The sequence below is a fragment of the Variovorax sp. GW823-FHT04F07 genome, from assembly GCF_058795995.1.
The window spans coordinates 1,890,095-1,906,964 of record NZ_JBXAIG010000001.1 but is presented as its reverse complement, the minus strand read 5'-3'; the positions used below and the strand labels follow the sequence as shown (position 1 = coordinate 1,906,964).

Sequence of the window (16,870 nt, the reverse complement as noted above, 5' to 3'; positions counted from 1 at the left end):
GGCCAACCATGGCGGCTGAATCGCCTGCCACGCTTTGGCGCTACGCGCACGCGGCACCGCGCGTCACGGGCTATCACGCGCACGCGACCGGCCAGCTGTTCGCACTGCGCGAAGGCCTGCAGGTCATCGAGACGCCCGCGGGGCGCTGGGTGCAGCCGCCAGGATGGATCGGTTGGATCGCGCCGCGCTGCGCGCATGCGGCGCAAAGCTTCGGGGCCACGGCGGGATGGCATCTGCACATCGATGCGTCGGTGGCGCAGGCCTTGCCGGAGGGGCCGCATGTCTTTGCCGCCACGCCGCTGGTGCGGGAGCTGGTGACGCGGCTTATGTCGCTGGCGCCATCCGGCGCACTGCTGGAGCCCCGCCGCGCGCGATTGGTGGGTGTGCTGGTCGACGAGTTGGCGGCCGGCGGGCGCGAGTCGCTGCACCTGCCCATGCCGCAGGACCCGCGGCTGGTGGCGATGGCGCGTGCGCTGGCAGACGATCCGGCGCTGGCCGACGGCATCGACGACTGGGCGGATCGCATCGGCATGGCCCGGCGCACGGTCACGCGCCGCTTCGCCGCAGAGACCGGACTGAGCTTCACGCAATGGCGCCAGCAGGCGCGTTTGCTGAAGGCCGTGGAGTTGCTGAGCCTGCGCGAGCCAGTGACGGCGGTGGCGCTGACGGTGGGCTACAGCTCGGTGAGCGCCTTCATCGAGGCCTTCCGCAAGCACTTCGGCTGCACGCCCGCGCGCTTCTTCGAGGCGGGTGAGGGCTTGCTGCAGGCGAAAAAAAAGCCCGCATGACGCGGGCTTTTTGACTCAGGAGCACGAGGCCCCCGAACGCTTACTTGACGTGCTTGCCAATCAGCGCAGCCAGTTCGAACATCGAAACTTGGGCCTTGCCGAAGATTTCCTTCAGCTTGGCGTCGGCGTTGATGTTGCGCTTGTTGGCCTTGTCTTGCAGGTTGTTCTTCTTGATGTAGTCCCACAGCTTGCTCACCACAGCGGTGCGCGGCAGAGGCGTCGAACCGACCACAGCGGCCAGGGCCGGGCTGGGGGTCAGGGCCTTCATGAACGCAGCGTTGGGGGTGCGCTTCTTGGCGGGAGCGGCCTTCTTTGCAGGAGCCTTCTTCGCCGGTGCAGCCTTCTTTGCAGGAGCAGCCTTCTTGGCGGGCGCCGCTGCCTTCTTGGCCGGTGCGGCCTTCTTTGCAGGAGCCGCAGCCTTCTTTGCGGGAGCGGCCTTCTTTGCCGGAGCTTTCTTGGCCGGAGCCTTCTTTGCAGTTGCCATGGTTGATTTCCTTTTTTGGTTGAACGTTCACCAATGAAAAACTTGCGTCTCCAGTGGCAATGCGGATGCTAAATGAGAAAAAACGCGTTTCCAAGGGAAAAAGCGCTTTTTTCATTGGGAGCTGTTGTTTTTTCAGAGGGGAGAAGGGACGTTGTTCACGTTCGTCGCCCCGGCCACGTCGCCAGCACCACGCCCACGAGGGCGATTGCGAACGCAAGCAGCTGCGGCGAAGTGAGGTTTTCCCCGAGCACGAGCACGCCCACGAGGGCCGCGCTGACGGGCAGCAGCACGGTGAAGACACCCGCTTGTGCCGCTGGTACGTGGCGAAGTCCGGTCATCCACAGCCACACGGTCCAGATGCTGGCGGCCAGTGCGTAGGCGACCAGCAGCGCCCAGGTGCCGAAGCGCACGGCGGTGAAGTCGAACTGCAGCGCGAACCAGATGCCGAAGGGCATCGACAGCACGAAGCCCCACAGGTTGATGAGCGACGCGATGCGCTTGGGCCCCAGCTTGCCGGTGAGCGACTTGCCGATCACCGCATAGGCGGCCTCGCAGAGCACCGCGCAGAACACGAGCAGGTTGCCCAGCCAGGGCATCGACGGCGCACCGGCCGTGCTGCTGGTGGAGGTTGGTGCATGCGCCGGCGTGAACGCGAGCAGGCCGATGCCCAGTGCTGCGCAGGCAATGGCCAGGCCGATGCGCACCGTGATGCGCTCGCGCAGGAAGAGCCAGCTGGCCACGGCAACCACCGCGGGGATCGACGCCATGATCACGCCCGCCGACACCGCGCTGGTGAGGCTCACGCCGAACAGCATGCAGATCGAGAACAGGAAGTTGCCGAGGAAGGACTCGAGGAACACGAGCCCGCGCGTGCGTGCGCTCATGGGCGGCTCGTCGGGCGTGGGTTGGAGCCAATGCGGCATGGCGAGCGCCGCGATGCCGAAACGCAGCCACGCCAGCAGCAGCACGGGGAAGGCTGCCACCAGCGGCTTGGAGAGGGCGACGTAGCTGCCGACGAGCGACATGCTCAAGGCCAGGCAACCGTAGGCCACGAGGCGGCCGGAGGTGGGAGCGGCGGGGTTCAATAGACTGGGTGCTGGTTGTTGATCGGATGGATTCGATGATGCCCCACGTTCTTGTCTACGGCACGCTGCGGCGCGGCGGGCGCAACGACATCGCGCGCTACCGGCCGGCGCCGGTGTTCGTCGGCGAGGCCTTCATCGCCGGCACGCTGTACGACCTGGGTGCGTACCCGGGCGTGGTGCTCGGCGGAGAAGGGCGCGTGAAGGGCGAGGTCTATCGCGTCGCACCGGAGGTCGAGCGCGAACTTGACCGGCTCGAAGAAGTGGCGGACGACGATTCGGGCGAGTACATCCGGCGCCGCGTGCGCGTGGCGGTGGGAACGCAGTCGATCGACTGCCTGGTCTACGAGATCCATCCGACGCGCATCGCGGGCCGTTGCGTGATCGACGGCGGCGACTGGATTGCGCATGCGGCGGGCATTGCAGCGGAAGCGCGTTCGTTTTCACAACCGAAAGAGTGATTCCGCATCGCGAAAACTCGAACTGCTGCGCCGCAATATTTTTTCTCGATATGAGAAAAATAATTTCTCATTGAGAAATATCTCCGTAAGTTGTTGATTTTGTTGACTCAAAAATATGTCTTCTATAAGACATAAGAGTCCGCAATCGGATTACAGTAACCCCACGGCCGCAACGCCAACCTTCAATCAACCTCACGGAGTGACCATGCCCCAGACCCTGAACGAACAACTGAGCCGCGAACAGCAAATTGCCGCCCTCGAAAAGGACTGGGCCACCAACCCGCGCTGGAAGGGCGTGAAGCGCGGCTACAGCGCGGCCGACGTGGTTCGCCTGCGCGGTTCGCTCCCCATCGAGCACACGCTGGCCAAGCGCGGCGCCGAGAAGCTCTGGGCCAAGATCAACGGCGGCGCCAAGAAGGGTTACGTGAACGCCTTCGGCGCGATTTCTGCTGGCCAAGCCATGCAGCAAGCCAAGGCCGGCCTCGAAGCCGTGTACCTGTCGGGCTGGCAAGTCGCCGCCGACGGCAACACGTCTGAAACCATGTACCCCGACCAGTCGCTGTACGCCTACGACTCGGTGCCGACGATGGTCCGTCGCATCAACAACACCTTCAAGCGCGCCGACGAAATCCAGTGGGGCCGTGGCATCAACCCGGGCGACAAGGAATTCATCGACTACTTCCTGCCGATCGTCGCGGACGCTGAAGCCGGCTTCGGCGGCGTGCTGAACGCCTTCGAACTGATGAAGAACATGATCGCGTCGGGCGCTGCCGGCGTGCACTTCGAAGACCAGCTGGCGGCCGTCAAGAAGTGCGGTCACATGGGCGGCAAGGTGCTCGTGCCGACGCAGGAAGCCTGCGAGAAGCTGATCTCGGCGCGTTTCGCCGCCGACGTCATGGGCGTGTCGACCATCGTCCTTGCTCGCACCGATGCAGAAGCCGCGAACCTGATCACGTCCGACCACGACGCCAACGACAAGCCTTTCCTGACCGGCGAGCGCACGCAAGAAGGCTTCTACCGCGTCAAGAACGGCCTGGAGCAAGCCATCAGCCGCGGCGTCGCCTACGCCCCGTACGCCGACCTGGTGTGGTGCGAAACCGGCGTGCCGGACATCGGCTTCGCCCGTGAATTCGCGCAAGCCGTGCATGCCGCCTGCCCCGGCAAGCTGCTGTCGTACAACTGCTCGCCGTCGTTCAACTGGAAGAAGAACCTGGACGACAAGCAGATCGCCTCGTTCCAGGAAGACCTCTCGGCGCTGGGCTACAAGTACCAGTTCATCACGCTGGCCGGCATCCACATCAACTGGTTCAACACCTTCCAGTTCGCCCACGCGTATGCCAACGGCGAAGGCATGAAGCACTACGTGAACATGGTGCAGGAACCCGAGTTCGCCGCACGCGACAAGGGCTACACCTTCGTGTCGCACCAGCAGGAAGTCGGCGCCGGCTACTTCGACGACGTGACCACCGTGATCCAGGGCGGCTCGTCCAGCGTGAAGGCGCTGACCGGTTCGACCGAAGAAGAACAGTTCCACTGAGCTGCCTTCGCTGATCGCTGAGTGACGGCGCGTTGCGCTGTCGCCCCCAAGCCCGGCCCCGTGCCGGGCTTTTTCGTGGGCGCTCGACGGGCGAGGCTCAGGCTTCGAGCCGCACCTCGCGCACGCCGCGCCCCAGCCGCTGGCGCAGCAGCGTGCGCAACGTGACGCCGTCTGCGTAGCCGACCATGCCCGCGATCTGCTCGAGGCTCTTGTTGCTGGTCTTGAGCAGGTGCACGGCGCGTTCGACGCGCAGGTCCTGTACGTATGACAACGGGCTCTTGCCCAGCACCTGCTGCATGCGCCTGGCCAGCGTGCGCTTGCTGGTGCCCGCGGCCTGCGCCGCTTCGTCGAGCGAGAAACCCTCGGCCAGCCGCCCGCGCGCCCAGCGCTCGAAGCGCTCCACCAGCGGGTCGGCATGCGAGAGGTGGTCGGAGATCACGTAGGCCGACTGCGAGGGGCGCGAGTCCACGATGAGGTAGCGCGCGACCAGCGCCGCGAGTTCGGGGCTGGCCTGGCGCACCAGCCACAGCGCCATGTCGACGTGGCTCAGCGCCGCGCCCGCCGTGACGAGCGCCCCCGAGCTGACCAGCATGCGCGAATCGTCGAGCAGCACCGCCGGGTAGCGCTGCCGGAAGAGGGTGGCCAGCCACCAGGTGGTGGTCGCCTTGTGGCCCGCGAGCACGCCGGCTTCCGCCAGCACGAAGGTGCCGATGCACGCGGCGGCGATGCAGCCGCCGTCTTCGGCACGCGCGCGCAGTGCCGCGCAGGCATCGCGGACGTCGGCGCGTTGCAGGGCGGGCTCCAGCGTCTCGGGCATCTTGCAGCCGAGCGCCGGGACGATGAGCCAGTCGGTGGCGGCGCCGGTGTCGGCCAGCGTGTGCGTCACCGGCACAGTGAAACCCTGGGCGGTGCGCACGCGCTTGCGGGTGCCCACGATGGTGACGTCGAAAGGCGCCACGTCGAGTTGCAGCATGGCGGCGAGTTCGTTCGCGGTGGTGAAGACGTCGAGCACCGTGGCCAGGCCGGAGTCGAACACGCCGTCGAGGGCGAGGACATCGAGTTTCATGGCAATAACGATACCAAAGATGTCAAAAAAGCCAATGGCCCAGAGGGCGGGGCTTGCCTAGAGTCCATGCCAGCGCCGCGCAATCCCGTGCGCCGTTGTTGTCCACCCCAGGAGATGTCCCATGATCAAGTTCGCACTGTTCGCCCGCCTCGAGGCCAAGCCCGGCAAGGAAGCCGCCGTCCAGCAATTCCTCGAGGCCGGCCTGGCCATGGCGCGCGAGGAAAAGACCACGCCGATCTGGTTTGCGCTGCGGCTGTCGCCCAGCACCTTCGGTGTGTTCGATGCGTTCGAGGACGAAGCCGGCCGCCAGGCCCACCTGACCGGCCCGATCGCCCAAGCCCTGATGGCACAGGCGCCCGAGCTGTTCGCGGGGCCGCCCTCGATCGAGCCGATCGAAGTGCTCGGCCTCAAGAACGTGGCGGCCGCGGCGTCGTGAGCGTGCAGGCGCAGCCCATGACGACACCCGTCGGCGACCCGGTGTTCGTCAGCGACGGTGAACGCTTCGTGCCCACCGAGGCGGCCATCGGCCCGTGGTCCGCCGATGCTCTGCAGGGCAGCGCGACCGCCGCGCTGCTCGTGCGCGCGCTCCAGGCGCATGAGGCGAGCCGCGGCCGCGAGGTGGCGCGGTTGAGCTTCGATTTCTGGCGCCCTGCGAGCCGGGCGCCAATCACGCTCGAGTTCACCCTGCTGCGCGACGGCACCAAGGCGCGCACGGTGGCGTTCGACATGGTCCAGGACGGTAAGTCCGTGCTGCGATGCGCCGCCTTGCTGCTGCGCAGCGGGCAGACGCCCGCGTTGCCGGCCGCCGACGCCTTCGCCGCCGCAACGTTCGCGCCGCCGGAAGAGGGCGCGCCCATTCCCGCGGCGGCGTCCCGCATGAGCCCGTTCTTCGCCGGCGTGGACGTGCGCATGGCACGCGGGCAGATCCTCGAGCCCGGCCCGGCTGCGGCATGGTTGCGCCTGGGCCGGCCGCTGGTCGACGCCGAGGCCGCATCGCCGCTGGCCCAGGTGGCCTCGGCGGCCGATCTCGTGGCGGGCATCTCGCAATGGGCCCATCCGGCGCGGCTGGGCTTCGTCAATGCCGACCTGACGATCAACCTGCGGCGGGCGCCGCGCGGCGACTGGATGCTGGTGGACGCCCTCACGCTTGTGGGTCCGATGGGCACGGGCTATGCCGTCGGGCAGCTGCACGACCGCGACGGGCTGGTCGGGCAGTGCGTTTCCAGCCTCCTGTTCGAGGCGCGCGGCTGAAGCGGGCAGCGGCTAGAATCGCCCACTCTGCACTCAACAAGAGCGAGAAAGGCACCTTGGTTATGACACCGCGAACTACCCCGCAAGGATTCAGCGGCTTTTTCTTCTTCGAAGGAAAGGGCCGGTAGCCCCGCGCTCGCTGGTTTTTCCAGCGCACCAACCAAGCAAAGCGCGGCATCCACCGCGCTTTTTTGTTTTTCTCCCCGAGGTTTTCACATGATCCAGATCACGCTCCCCGACAACTCGCGCCGCGAGTTCCCCGGCCCGGTTTCGGTGGCCGAAGTGGCCCAGTCCATCGGTCCCGGCCTCGCCAAGATGACGGTGGCCGGCAAGATCGACGGCAAGCTCGTCGATGCCAGCGACATCATCGACCGTGACGCCAGGCTGCAGATCATCACGCCCAAGGACGACGAGGGCCTGGAGATCATCCGCCACTCGACGGCCCACCTGGTCGGCCATGCGGTGAAGCAGCTGTACCCGACGGCCAAGATGGTCATCGGGCCGGTGATCGACGAAGGCTTCTACTACGACATCTCGTTCGAGCGCCCGTTCACGCCTGAGGACATGGCCGCCATCGAGGCGCGCATGCGCGAGCTGATCGCGCAGGACTACGACGTGATCAAGAAGATGACGCCGCGCGCGGAAGTCATCGAGGTCTTCAAGTCGCGCGGCGAGGACTACAAGCTGCGCCTGGTCGAAGACATGCCCGACGAGCAGGCCATGGGCCTGTACTACCACCAGGAATACGTCGACATGTGCCGCGGCCCGCACGTGCCGAACACGCGCTTCCTGAAGGTGTTCAAGCTCACGAAGCTGGCCGGCGCCTACTGGCGCGGCGACGCCAAGAACGAGCAGCTGCAGCGCATCTACGGCACGGCCTGGGCCGACAAGAAGCAGCTCGACCAGTACATCCAGCGCATCGAGGAAGCCGAGAAGCGCGACCACCGCAAGCTGGGCAAGGAACTCGACCTGTTCCACATCGACGAAGTGGCGCCGGGCGTGGTGTTCTGGCACCCCAAGGGCTGGGCGGTCTGGCAGCAGGTCGAGCAGTACATGCGCGGCATCTACCGCGACACGGGCTACTGGGAAGTGAAGGGCCCGCAGATCCTGGACAAGAGCCTGTGGGAGAAGACGGGCCACTGGCAAAACTACCGCGACAACATGTTCACGACGGAGTCGGAGAAGCGCGAGTACGCGCTCAAGCCGATGAACTGCCCGGGCCACGTGCTGATCTTCAAGAGCGACCTGCGCAGCTACCGCGACCTGCCGCTGCGCTACGGCGAGTTCGGCCAGTGCCACCGCAACGAACCCAGCGGCGCGCTGCACGGCATCATGCGCGTGCGCGGCTTCACGCAGGACGACGGCCACATCTTCTGCACGGAAGACCAGATCCTCGACGAATGCATCGCCTACACGGCGCAGCTGCAGAAGGTCTATGCCGACTTCGGCTTCACGGACATCCTCTACAAGGTCGCGACGCGGCCCGAGAACCGTGTCGGCTCCGACGAGCTGTGGGACAAGGCCGAGCACGCGGTGATGGAATCGCTGCGCCGCTCGGGCGTGGATTTCGTCATTTCGCCCGGCGACGGCGCCTTCTACGGCCCGAAGATCGAGTACACGCTGCGCGACGCCATCGGCCGCCACTGGCAGTGCGGCACGATGCAGGTCGACTTCAACACGGCCGAGCGCCTGGGCGGCGAGTACGTCACGGAATCGAGCGGTCGCGCCCACCCGGTGATGCTGCACCGCGCCATCGTCGGTAGCCTCGAGCGCTTCATCGGCATGCTCATCGAACACCACTCTGGCGCCATGCCCGCATGGCTCGCTCCGGTGCAGGTGGCGGTGCTCAATATCAGCGAAGGACAGGCCGACTACGCGGCGCAAGTTGCGAAAACGCTGCAAAATCAAGGGCTTAGAGTTCAGCTGGATCTGCACAACGAAAAGATTACGTATAAAATACGGAAGCATTCGTTGCAAAAGCTCCCTTACATCCTCGTCGTGGGTGACAAGGAAAAGGAAGCAGGTGCCGTCGCAGTGCGCGCCCGGGGCAATCAAGACCTCGGTGCAATGTCCCTCGAATCGTTCACGCAACGGCTCGTCCAGGACGTTGCTGACAAGCGTTGATTTGTCTCTGAAACACCCCATATGTTTCTCTGCCACATCGTGCCGCCTGTCCGCGAAGACTGAGCGGCGATCGCTACAGATTTTGTAGCAAACTTTGAAGGATTCTGACCATCGCTACTGCATTTCGCGACCGCCGCCACCGCGAGGAACGCCAACACCGCCTGAACCGGGAAATCATGGCCCCGGAAGTCCGCCTGGTCGGCCCGGAAAACGAGCCATTGGGTGTCATGAGCCTTTCCGAAGCCTTGCGCCTTGCGGGCGAGGCCGACGTGGATCTGGTGGAGGTCGTTGCGGCGGCCAATCCGCCCGTGTGCCGCCTGATCGAGTACGGAAAGTTCAAGTACCACGAGCAGAAGAAGGCAGCCGAGGCGAAGTCGAAGCAGAAGGTCATCGAGGTCAAGGAAATCAAGTTCCGGCCCGGTACCGACGATGGCGACTACAACATCAAGATGCGCAACATCAGGCGCTTTCTTGAAGAGGGCGACAAATGCAAGATCACGCTGCGCTTCCGCGGCCGCGAGATCACGCACCAGGAGCTCGGTCTGGCACTCTTGCAGCGCATTCGCGACGAACTGGGCGACACGATCATGGTCGAGCAGTTCCCGAAGCTGGAAGGCCGTCAGATGATCATGATGATCGCACCGGGTCGCAAGAAGGTTGGCGGCGCGGCGCCGAAGCCGGCAGCAGATGCTGCGCCGGCAGCAGCGCCCACGGCAACCGCCTGAGGCATTTGCAGTAGACGGGTTTTGAAGGGATTTCGCCCAGGCCCGCATTTCGAAAGAAGTGCAGGCGGGGGCGAGATAAAGAAGTGTCTCGGGGCCAACAAGTCCGTGGAGTATCCGCGGCGCCTCACGAGCACAAACTAAAGGAGCATTTACATGCCCAAAATGAAGACCAAGAGCAGCGCGAAAAAACGTTTCCGCGTTCGTCCCGGTGGCACCGTCAAGCGCGGTCAAGCCTTCAAGCGTCACATCTTGACGAAGAAGACCACCAAGAACAAGCGTCACCTGCGTGGTGCAGTCGCAGTGCATGAAACCAACATGGTTTCTGTCGCCGCCATGCTGCCCGGCCGTGGCATTTAATTCAGACGAACAAGGAGTAAACACATGCCTCGCGTCAAACGTGGTGTAACGGCTCGCGCCCGCCACAAAAAAGTTCTCGCACTCGCCAAGGGTTTTCGCGGTCGCCGCGGTAATGTCTTCCGCGTCGCCAAACAGGCGGTGATGAAGGCTGGGCAATACGCCTACCGTGACCGTCGTACCAAGAAGCGCGTGTTCCGTCAGCTGTGGATCGCGCGTATCAACGCCGCCTCGCGTGAACTGGGCCTGACCTACAGCCAGTTCGCCAACGGCATCCGCAAGGCCGGTATCGAGATCGACCGCAAGATGCTTGCGGACATCGCCGTGCACGACAAGGCCGCTTTTGCCGGCATCGTGGAGCAGGTCAAGGCCAAGCTGGCTGCTTGATTTTGCACAGCAGGTTGCCGTCTCCGGACGGCTTCTTGCGCCCACGGCTCAAGGGCTGGCGCTTGAAAAGGCTCCAGCTCTTTTTTATTTCCCCTCGAAGATTTTTGTTGCTATGAACGAGTTGGACTCCCTGGTCGACACCGCACGCGCCGCCTTCGCCGAAGCGAAAACGCCCGCAGAGCTCGAAAACGCCAAGGCCCAGTTCCTTGGCAAGTCGGGCCGCATCACCGAGCTGATGAAGGGCATGGCCGCGCTGAGTGTCGAAGAGAAGAAGTCCCGCGGCGCCGCGATCAACGTCGGCAAGCAGGCCATCGAGGCCGCACTGACCGACCGCCGCCAGCAACTCGCCGATGAAGAACTCTCGCTGCAGCTGCGCGCCGAAGCGCTCGACGTGAGCCTGCCCGGCCGCCACCGCGCCGGCGGCGGACTGCACCCCGTGAGCCGCACCCTGGAGCGCATCGAGGAGATCTTCTCGAGCATGGGCTTCGACGTGGCCGACGGCCCCGAGATCGAGAGCGACTGGCACAGCTTCACCTCGCTCAACAACCCGCCGAACCACCCGGCGCGTTCGATGCAGGACACCTTCTACGTCGACCTCAAGGGCGACGACGGCATTCCCTACAACCTGCGTCCGCACACCAGCCCGATGCAGGTGCGCTACGCTCACCAGCACACCAAGAAGTACGCGGCCGAGTTCGCCGCTGCTGCCGCCGACACCACCGGCACCGTGAAGGCGCCCGAGATCCGCGTGATCGCGCCCGGCCGTACCTACCGTGTCGACAGCGACGCCACCCACTCGCCCATGTTCCACCAGTGCGAAGGCCTGTGGCTCGGCGAGAACGTCAGCTTCAAGGACCTGAAGGTCGTCTTCACCGACTTCTGTCGCACCTTCTTCGAGCGCGACGACCTCGTGCTGCGCTTCCGCCCGAGCTTCTTTCCGTTCACCGAGCCGAGCGCCGAGATCGACATCCAGTTCGCGAGCGGCCCGCTGGCCGGCCGCTGGCTCGAAGTCGCCGGCTCCGGCCAGGTGCACCCGAACGTCGTGCGCAACATGGGCCTCGACCCTGAGCGCTACATCGGCTTCGCTTTCGGCATGGGCCCCGATCGGCTCACCATGCTGCACTACGGCGTGAACGACCTGCGCCTGTTCTTCGACGGCGACCTGCGTTTTCTCTCGCAGTTCCAGTAAGCACGTCCTTTCCACAGATAGAAAAACCAGATCGAGATCGAAGAGATGCAATTCCCGGAATCCTGGCTGCGCGAGTTCTGCAACCCGCCCCTCGACAGCGCCGCACTGGCCGAAACGCTCACCATGGGCGGCTTCGAGGTCGAAGAGCGCCGTCCGGTGGCGCCGCCTTTCACGCGCATCGTGGTCGGCGAAATCAAGGAAGCCGAGCAGCACCCGAATGCCGATCGCCTGCGCGTGTGCCAGGTCGACGTGGGGCAGGGCGCCTTGCTGAACATCGTGTGCGGCGCGCCCAATGCGCGCGTCGGCATCAAGGTGCCGTGCGCCCTCGTCGGCGCCGAACTGCCGCCGGGTGAAGACGGCAAGCCCTTCCTCATCAAGCTGGGCAAGCTGCGCGGCGTCGAGAGCCAGGGCATGTTGTGCTCGGCGCGCGAACTGAAGCTGAGCGAAGACCACGGCGGCCTGCTCGAACTCGACGCCGATGCGCCCATCGGCGCCGACGTGCGCGACGTGCTCAAGCTCGACGACGCGCTGCTCACGCTCAAGCTCACGCCGAACCTGGCGCACGGCCTCAGCGTGTACGGCGTGGCGCGCGAACTCGCCGCACTCACCGGCGCACCGCTGAAGACGCCGGCCATCGCGGCCGTGGCCACGTCGTTCTCCGATGTGCTGCCCGTCAAGGTCGAGGCGCCCGACCTGTGCGGCCGCTTCTCGGGCCGCATCGTGCGCGGCGTGAACACCAAGGTCGCCACGCCCGCGTGGATGGTCGAGCGCCTCGCGCGCTGCGGCCAGCGCAGCGTGACGCCGCTGGTCGACATCTCGAACTACGTGATGTTCGAGTATGGCCAGCCCAGCCACATCTTCGACCTCGACAAGATCCACGGCGGCCTCACGGTGCGTTGGGGCAAGGCGGGCGAACAGCTCAAGCTGCTCAACGGCACGACGATCACCGTCGACGAGAAGGTCGGCGTGATCGCCGACGACCGCGAGGTCGAATCGCTCGCCGGCATCATGGGCGGCGACGCCACCTCGGTGACCGACGACACGCGCAACATCTACGTCGAGGCCGCGTTCTGGTGGCCCGAGGCCGTGCAGGGCCGCTCGCGTCGCTTCAACTTCTCGACCGACGCCGGCCATCGCTACGAACGCGGTGTCGACCCGAGCCGCACGGTGCAGATCATCGAACGCATCACGCAACTGGTCGTCGAGATCTGCGGCGGCGAAGCCGGCAAGATGGACGACCAGACTTTGCGCCTGCCCGAGGCCGCGCCCGTCACGCTGCGCGTGGCCCGTGCCGCGCGCGTCATCGGCATGCCGCTGACGCAGGCGCAATGCGCCGACGCACTCCACCGCCTCGGTTTCGAAATCACCGAAGGCGAAGGCACGCTGACCGTCACGCCGCCGCCGCACCGTTTCGACCTGCTGATCGAGGAAGACCTCATCGAAGAAGTGGCGCGCCTGATCGGCTTCAACAACCTGCCGACCACCGCGCCGCTCGCGCCCATCACGGCCCGCGTGCGCCCCGAGGCGCAGCGCAGCCGCTTCGCGGTGCGCCGCAGCGTTGCAGCGCTGGGTTACCAGGAAACCATCAACTTCAGCTTTGTCGAAGCGCACTGGGAGCAGGACCTGGCGGGCAACGCCAACCCGGTCAAGCTGCTGAACCCCATCGCCAGCCAGATGAGCGTGATGCGCTCGTCGCTGCTCGGCTCGCTGCTGCAGGTGCTCAAGTTCAACCTCGACCGCAAGGCACCGCGCGTGCGCGTGTTCGAGCTGGGCCGCGTGTTCCTGCGCGACGACAGCGTCGTTACCACCGACAGCACCGTGCGCGGCGTGAACCAGCCCATGCGCGTGGCCGGCCTGGCCTGGGGCGACGCCGAGGCGTCGCGCTGGGACGGCAAGCCGCAGCGTGTCGACTTCTACGACGTCAAGGGCGATGTCGAAGCGCTGCTCGCCCCGCGCGTGCCGACCTTCGAAGCGGCCGAGCACCCCGCGCTGCACCCCGGCCGTTCGGCCCGTGTGCTGCTGGACGGCCAGGCCATCGGCTTCATCGGCGAGCTGCATCCGCGCTGGCGCCAGAAGTGGGACTTCACCCAGGCGCCCGTGCTGTTCGAACTCGACCTCGACGCCGTCACGGCGCGGCCCGTGCCCGTGGCGCAGCCGGTGCCCAAGCACCAGGCCGTCGAACGTGACATCGCGGTGGTCGTGGCCGAAGCGGTGTCGCACGACGCGCTGATGCAGGCCATCCGCGCGGGCGCGTCCGCCTCGGGCCTGCTGCGCGATGCGACGCTGTTCGACATCTACCGTCCGCAGCCGTTGCGCGAAGGCGCCGTGGCGGCGCCGGGTGCGCTGGCACCGGGCGAGAAGAGCATGGCCGTGCGCCTGACCTTCCAGAGCGATGCCGCCACGCTGACGGACGAGCAGGTCGAACCCGCTGTCCGTGCAATCGTCGAACAACTGGGCGCCACCCTGGGCGGCCGCTTGAGAGGATGAAGATGAACGCCGCCGAATTCACGCTCGAAGCCCTCGAAACACCGGCGCTCACCAAGGCGCATCTGGCCGACCTGCTGTTCGAGCAGATCGGCCTGAACAAGCGTGAGTCGAAGGACATGGTGGAGGCGTTCTTCGAGCTCGTGGCCAGCAGCCTGATCGAAGGCACGGACGTGAAGATCTCGGGCTTCGGCAATTTCCAGATCCGCGTGAAGGCGCCGCGTCCCGGGCGCAACCCGCGCACCGGCGAAGCCATTCCGATCGGCGAGCGCCGCGTGGCCACCTTCCATGCCAGCGCCAAGCTCAAGGAGCAGATCCAGGGCAGCGTCGAGCCGCAGGGCGGCACTTCCGAAGTCGAGTGGAGCCTGGGCGCGGAATAGTGCTTGGTGCTGTGCGGCCGCGTAGAGTAATCTATGAGGTTTCCCGCGCACAGTCTTGATTTCAATGGAGAAAACGCTCCCGCCGATTCCCGTCAAACGCTACTTCACCATCGGTGAGGTCGGCGAGCTCTGCGGTGTGAAGCCGCACGTGCTGCGCTATTGGGAGCAGGAGTTCACCCAGCTGCGCCCGATGAAGCGGCGCGGTAACCGCCGCTATTACCAGCACCACGAAGTGCTGATGATCCGCCGCATCCGCGACCTGCTCTACGACCAGGGCTTCACCATCAGCGGTGCGCGCAACAAGCTGCAGGAACTCACGCAGGGCGAGCGCGACCGCCGCAAGGCGGGCGAAGTACCGCTCGAAGGCCTGGAGGCCATCGAGATCGGCCAGGAAGAATTCGACGCCGCCGTGCACGAGGAACCGAGGCCCTCGGCGGCCGCGCAGAGCGTCGATCTGTCGCAGTTGTTGCACCTTCGCCGCGAACTCTTTGAAATTCGTGAGCTTCTGACTGTCGGACACTGAATTTAGCCCGCTATAATCGAGAGCTTCGGTGTGTGGCGCAGCCTGGTAGCGCACTTGCATGGGGTGCAAGGGGTCGAAGGTTCGAATCCTTTCACACCGACCAAAATTGACAGGGGTTAGCAACGTAGTAGTTGCTAACCCCTTCGTCATTTTGGGTGTCCGTATCCTAGAGGTGCCCTCAATTGCGACGCTTCGATCTGGCCGAGGTGTCGGCACGACCGCCAGACCGCGAAGACATTTCCCCCAAGGAAATGGACCAACTACTGGGGCCAGGCTAAGAGCCGAGCGGCGCTCGCTCGGCGAATCGGAGTGGCGCCAACAGAAACACACATCAAGCCGCTGCTCACTTGAGCGGCGGCTTTTTCTTTATGCGTCCAGTGGAGGCGCGTTTCCTGATGCGCAAATCCTTCCGCGAGTTGTGGGCGAAGTTTCAAGGGCATGTGCCGCGCGGCTTGGACCATCCGATTCATCAGGGCGTGCCTGTCCTTGCACGTGTCATTTGCGCCAGGGTCGCACTGGTCAAGGCTCTCACCCCGATGCGCATCGCGGACTCATCGACGGTGAACAGCGGCGAATGATTTGTCGGGCCAGCGCGATCGGGGTACGGCGAGGCGTTCAAAATCCAGAACACCACCGGAACGCCCGTGCCGCCGAAGGCGCCAAAGTCTTCCGATCCCATCGACGGCAAGATCTCCGCGACCTTGTCTTTTCCTGCGGCAGCCTTCAATGCATCGACGAGCGCCATCGTGCTCGGCGCATCGTTGACAAGCACGCCGTAGCCCCCACCGGTATCGATGCGCACATCGGCCTTGACGCCGTAGCTGGCCGCGATGTGCTCGGCCTTCATGCGAATCTGCTCGTGGGCGACTTTCTGGTTTTGCGCCGACAGCGCGCGTACCGTGCCCGAGAGTTCAGCGGTCTCGGGCAGGATGTTGAAGCGGTTGCCACTTTGCAGCATGCCTACCGTCACCACGGTGGCACCTCCATCGATCGTCGGGTTGGTGCGGTGGCTGACGATGTTCTGCAAGCCCAGGGCAATTTCCGCCGCCGCCAACATGGGAGAGTTGGCCGCCCATGGCGCGGCACCGTGCCCACCAGCGCCGTTGAGCTTGATGTTGAACACGTCGATGCTGGCCAGCATGGCACCGGGTCGATAGGAGATGGAGCCCTTGGGCGCCTGTGCGCCAATGTGCTGGCCCAACACGACATCGACCTTGGGATTGTCCAGAACGCCGGCCTTGACCATTGCCAGCGCGCCGCTGGGGTTTTCGGCGCCGGGGCCGATCTCTTCGGCTGGTTGGAACAGGAAGACCACCGTGCCGGGCAGATCCTCTCGCATGGCCGAAAGGGCTTGAGCCGCGCCCAGCAGCATGGCTACGTGTGTGTCGTGGCCGCAGACATGCGACACCGAAACTTCCTGGCCACGCCACAGGGCCTTGGCCGTTGAACGGAACGGCAGGTCGTTGCGTTCCTCGACAGGCAGGGCGTCCATGTCGGCGCGCAATGCAACCACCGGGCCGGGCTTGCCGCCACGCAATACGGCCTTGATGCCAGTCTTGGCAATGCCGGTCTGGACTTCGACACCTGGGATCTTGCCCAACGCGGCAGCAATGTACTTGGCCGTCTCGACTTCCGCGTACGCAAGTTCTGGATGCTGATGGAGATGACGACGCCACGCGATGACGTCGGGCTCGGCTGCATCGGACAAGGCGAGCGCGCGCTCAAGCAAGGGCTGCGGCGTCGCCGCGGAAGCGGTGGCCATTTGAATGGCGATTGCCGCTGCACACAGGAGTGGTTTCAGGACGTTCACGATGTCGCTTTTCCTTCTGATGGATGTGAGGTTGTGAAATCTTGCGAAGATGAAGCTGCGTTTCGTCTCTGTGCAGCGCCGGTGGCTTCCTCCGAGGGCGGTTCACTGTAGGTGGACACCTCTCGGACGTTCCTCCCGAAACTACAAAGCACCTTTTCATCCCTTGATGCATGCCGCCGAGCCCGCGCTCCTAAACTGAGGAAAGCCATCTCGGCACCCCATTCA

Annotated in this window: 17 protein-coding genes and 1 tRNA gene; 14 read left to right on the top strand and 4 right to left on the bottom strand. The window is 65.1% G+C overall.

The features are described 5' to 3' along the window. Positions 1-8: 8 nt before the first annotated feature. Positions 9-788, top strand: a complete 780-nt coding sequence (locus tag AC1RAA_RS08840; RefSeq protein WP_492727664.1) for a helix-turn-helix domain-containing protein — start codon at positions 9-11, stop codon at positions 786-788. A 40-nt stretch (positions 789-828) separates the two neighbouring features. Here the strand turns inward: AC1RAA_RS08840 and AC1RAA_RS08835 are convergent, their stop codons facing one another. Together AC1RAA_RS08835 and AC1RAA_RS08830 are read right to left on the bottom strand one after the other, a co-directional pair. Continuing rightward, the gene (locus AC1RAA_RS08835) at positions 829-1,272 is read right to left on the bottom strand and encodes an SWIB/MDM2 domain-containing protein (RefSeq protein ID WP_062473465.1); all 444 of its coding nucleotides are present in this window, start codon (positions 1,270-1,272) and stop codon (positions 829-831) included. Positions 1,273-1,427: 155 nt separating this feature from the next. Beyond that, positions 1,428-2,357, bottom strand: coding sequence for a DMT family transporter (locus AC1RAA_RS08830; protein ID WP_492727663.1), 930 nt, complete (start codon positions 2,355-2,357; stop codon positions 1,428-1,430). A 35-nt stretch (positions 2,358-2,392) separates the two neighbouring features. Here AC1RAA_RS08830 and AC1RAA_RS08825 point away from each other — a divergent pair, with 35 nt between their 5' ends. Next, the gene (locus AC1RAA_RS08825) at positions 2,393-2,815 is read left to right on the top strand and encodes a gamma-glutamylcyclotransferase family protein (protein ID WP_492727662.1); all 423 of its coding nucleotides are present in this window, start codon (positions 2,393-2,395) and stop codon (positions 2,813-2,815) included. A gap of 205 nt (positions 2,816-3,020) precedes the next feature. Continuing rightward, entirely contained in the window at positions 3,021-4,352 is a 1,332-nt protein-coding gene (gene aceA, locus AC1RAA_RS08820) for an isocitrate lyase (RefSeq protein WP_056579731.1), read from the top strand. 97 nt (positions 4,353-4,449) lie between these two features. Here aceA and AC1RAA_RS08815 read toward each other — a convergent pair whose 3' ends face one another. Then, complete coding sequence (locus tag AC1RAA_RS08815) at positions 4,450-5,418, bottom strand: GlxA family transcriptional regulator (protein ID WP_492727661.1); 969 nt, start codon at positions 5,416-5,418, stop codon at positions 4,450-4,452. A gap of 121 nt (positions 5,419-5,539) precedes the next feature. Between AC1RAA_RS08815 and AC1RAA_RS08810 the strand changes: the two genes are divergently transcribed. The 11 genes from AC1RAA_RS08810 (at position 5,540) to AC1RAA_RS08760 (ending at position 14,938) form a co-directional block, all read left to right on the top strand. Next, positions 5,540-5,854 (top strand): putative quinol monooxygenase, encoded by a 315-nt coding sequence (locus AC1RAA_RS08810; protein ID WP_070061263.1) that lies wholly within the window; start codon positions 5,540-5,542, stop codon positions 5,852-5,854. Positions 5,855-5,871: 17 nt separating this feature from the next. Continuing rightward, entirely contained in the window at positions 5,872-6,669 is a 798-nt protein-coding gene (locus AC1RAA_RS08805; protein ID WP_492727660.1) for a thioesterase family protein, read from the top strand. 216 nt (positions 6,670-6,885) lie between these two features. Further along, entirely contained in the window at positions 6,886-8,793 is a 1,908-nt protein-coding gene (gene thrS / locus AC1RAA_RS08800; RefSeq protein ID WP_139702243.1) for a threonine--tRNA ligase, read from the top strand. Positions 8,794-8,894: 101 nt separating this feature from the next. After that, positions 8,895-9,518 carry a translation initiation factor IF-3 gene (gene infC / locus AC1RAA_RS08795; RefSeq protein WP_082818065.1) on the top strand — a complete coding sequence of 208 codons (624 nt, stop codon included), beginning with the start codon at positions 8,895-8,897 and terminating at the stop codon, positions 9,516-9,518. Between the two features lie 153 nt (positions 9,519-9,671). After that, positions 9,672-9,875, top strand: coding sequence for a 50S ribosomal protein L35 (gene rpmI, locus AC1RAA_RS08790; RefSeq protein ID WP_007832497.1), 204 nt, complete (start codon positions 9,672-9,674; stop codon positions 9,873-9,875). Between the two features lie 24 nt (positions 9,876-9,899). Next, on the top strand, positions 9,900-10,259 hold the full coding sequence (gene rplT, locus AC1RAA_RS08785) for a 50S ribosomal protein L20 (RefSeq protein ID WP_007832499.1): 360 nt from the start codon (positions 9,900-9,902) through the stop codon (positions 10,257-10,259). Between the two features lie 112 nt (positions 10,260-10,371). Further along, positions 10,372-11,448 carry a phenylalanine--tRNA ligase subunit alpha gene (gene pheS / locus AC1RAA_RS08780; protein ID WP_492727659.1) on the top strand — a complete coding sequence of 359 codons (1,077 nt, stop codon included), beginning with the start codon at positions 10,372-10,374 and terminating at the stop codon, positions 11,446-11,448. A gap of 45 nt (positions 11,449-11,493) precedes the next feature. Beyond that, on the top strand, positions 11,494-13,935 hold the full coding sequence (pheT, locus tag AC1RAA_RS08775) for a phenylalanine--tRNA ligase subunit beta (protein WP_492727658.1): 2,442 nt from the start codon (positions 11,494-11,496) through the stop codon (positions 13,933-13,935). A gap of 2 nt (positions 13,936-13,937) precedes the next feature. Further along, positions 13,938-14,312: an integration host factor subunit alpha gene (locus AC1RAA_RS08770; protein ID WP_095747662.1), complete on the top strand. Its 375-nt coding sequence runs from the start codon at positions 13,938-13,940 to the stop codon at positions 14,310-14,312. Positions 14,313-14,376: 64 nt separating this feature from the next. Further along, the gene (locus tag AC1RAA_RS08765) at positions 14,377-14,835 is read left to right on the top strand and encodes a MerR family transcriptional regulator (protein ID WP_492727657.1); all 459 of its coding nucleotides are present in this window, start codon (positions 14,377-14,379) and stop codon (positions 14,833-14,835) included. Between the two features lie 26 nt (positions 14,836-14,861). Further along, positions 14,862-14,938: transfer RNA gene (locus AC1RAA_RS08760), tRNA-Pro, on the top strand. Positions 14,939-15,304: 366 nt separating this feature from the next. Here the strand turns inward: AC1RAA_RS08760 and AC1RAA_RS08755 are convergent. Next, on the bottom strand, positions 15,305-16,645 hold the full coding sequence (locus tag AC1RAA_RS08755; RefSeq protein WP_492727656.1) for a M20 metallopeptidase family protein: 1,341 nt from the start codon (positions 16,643-16,645) through the stop codon (positions 15,305-15,307). Positions 16,646-16,870 lie beyond the last annotated feature (225 nt).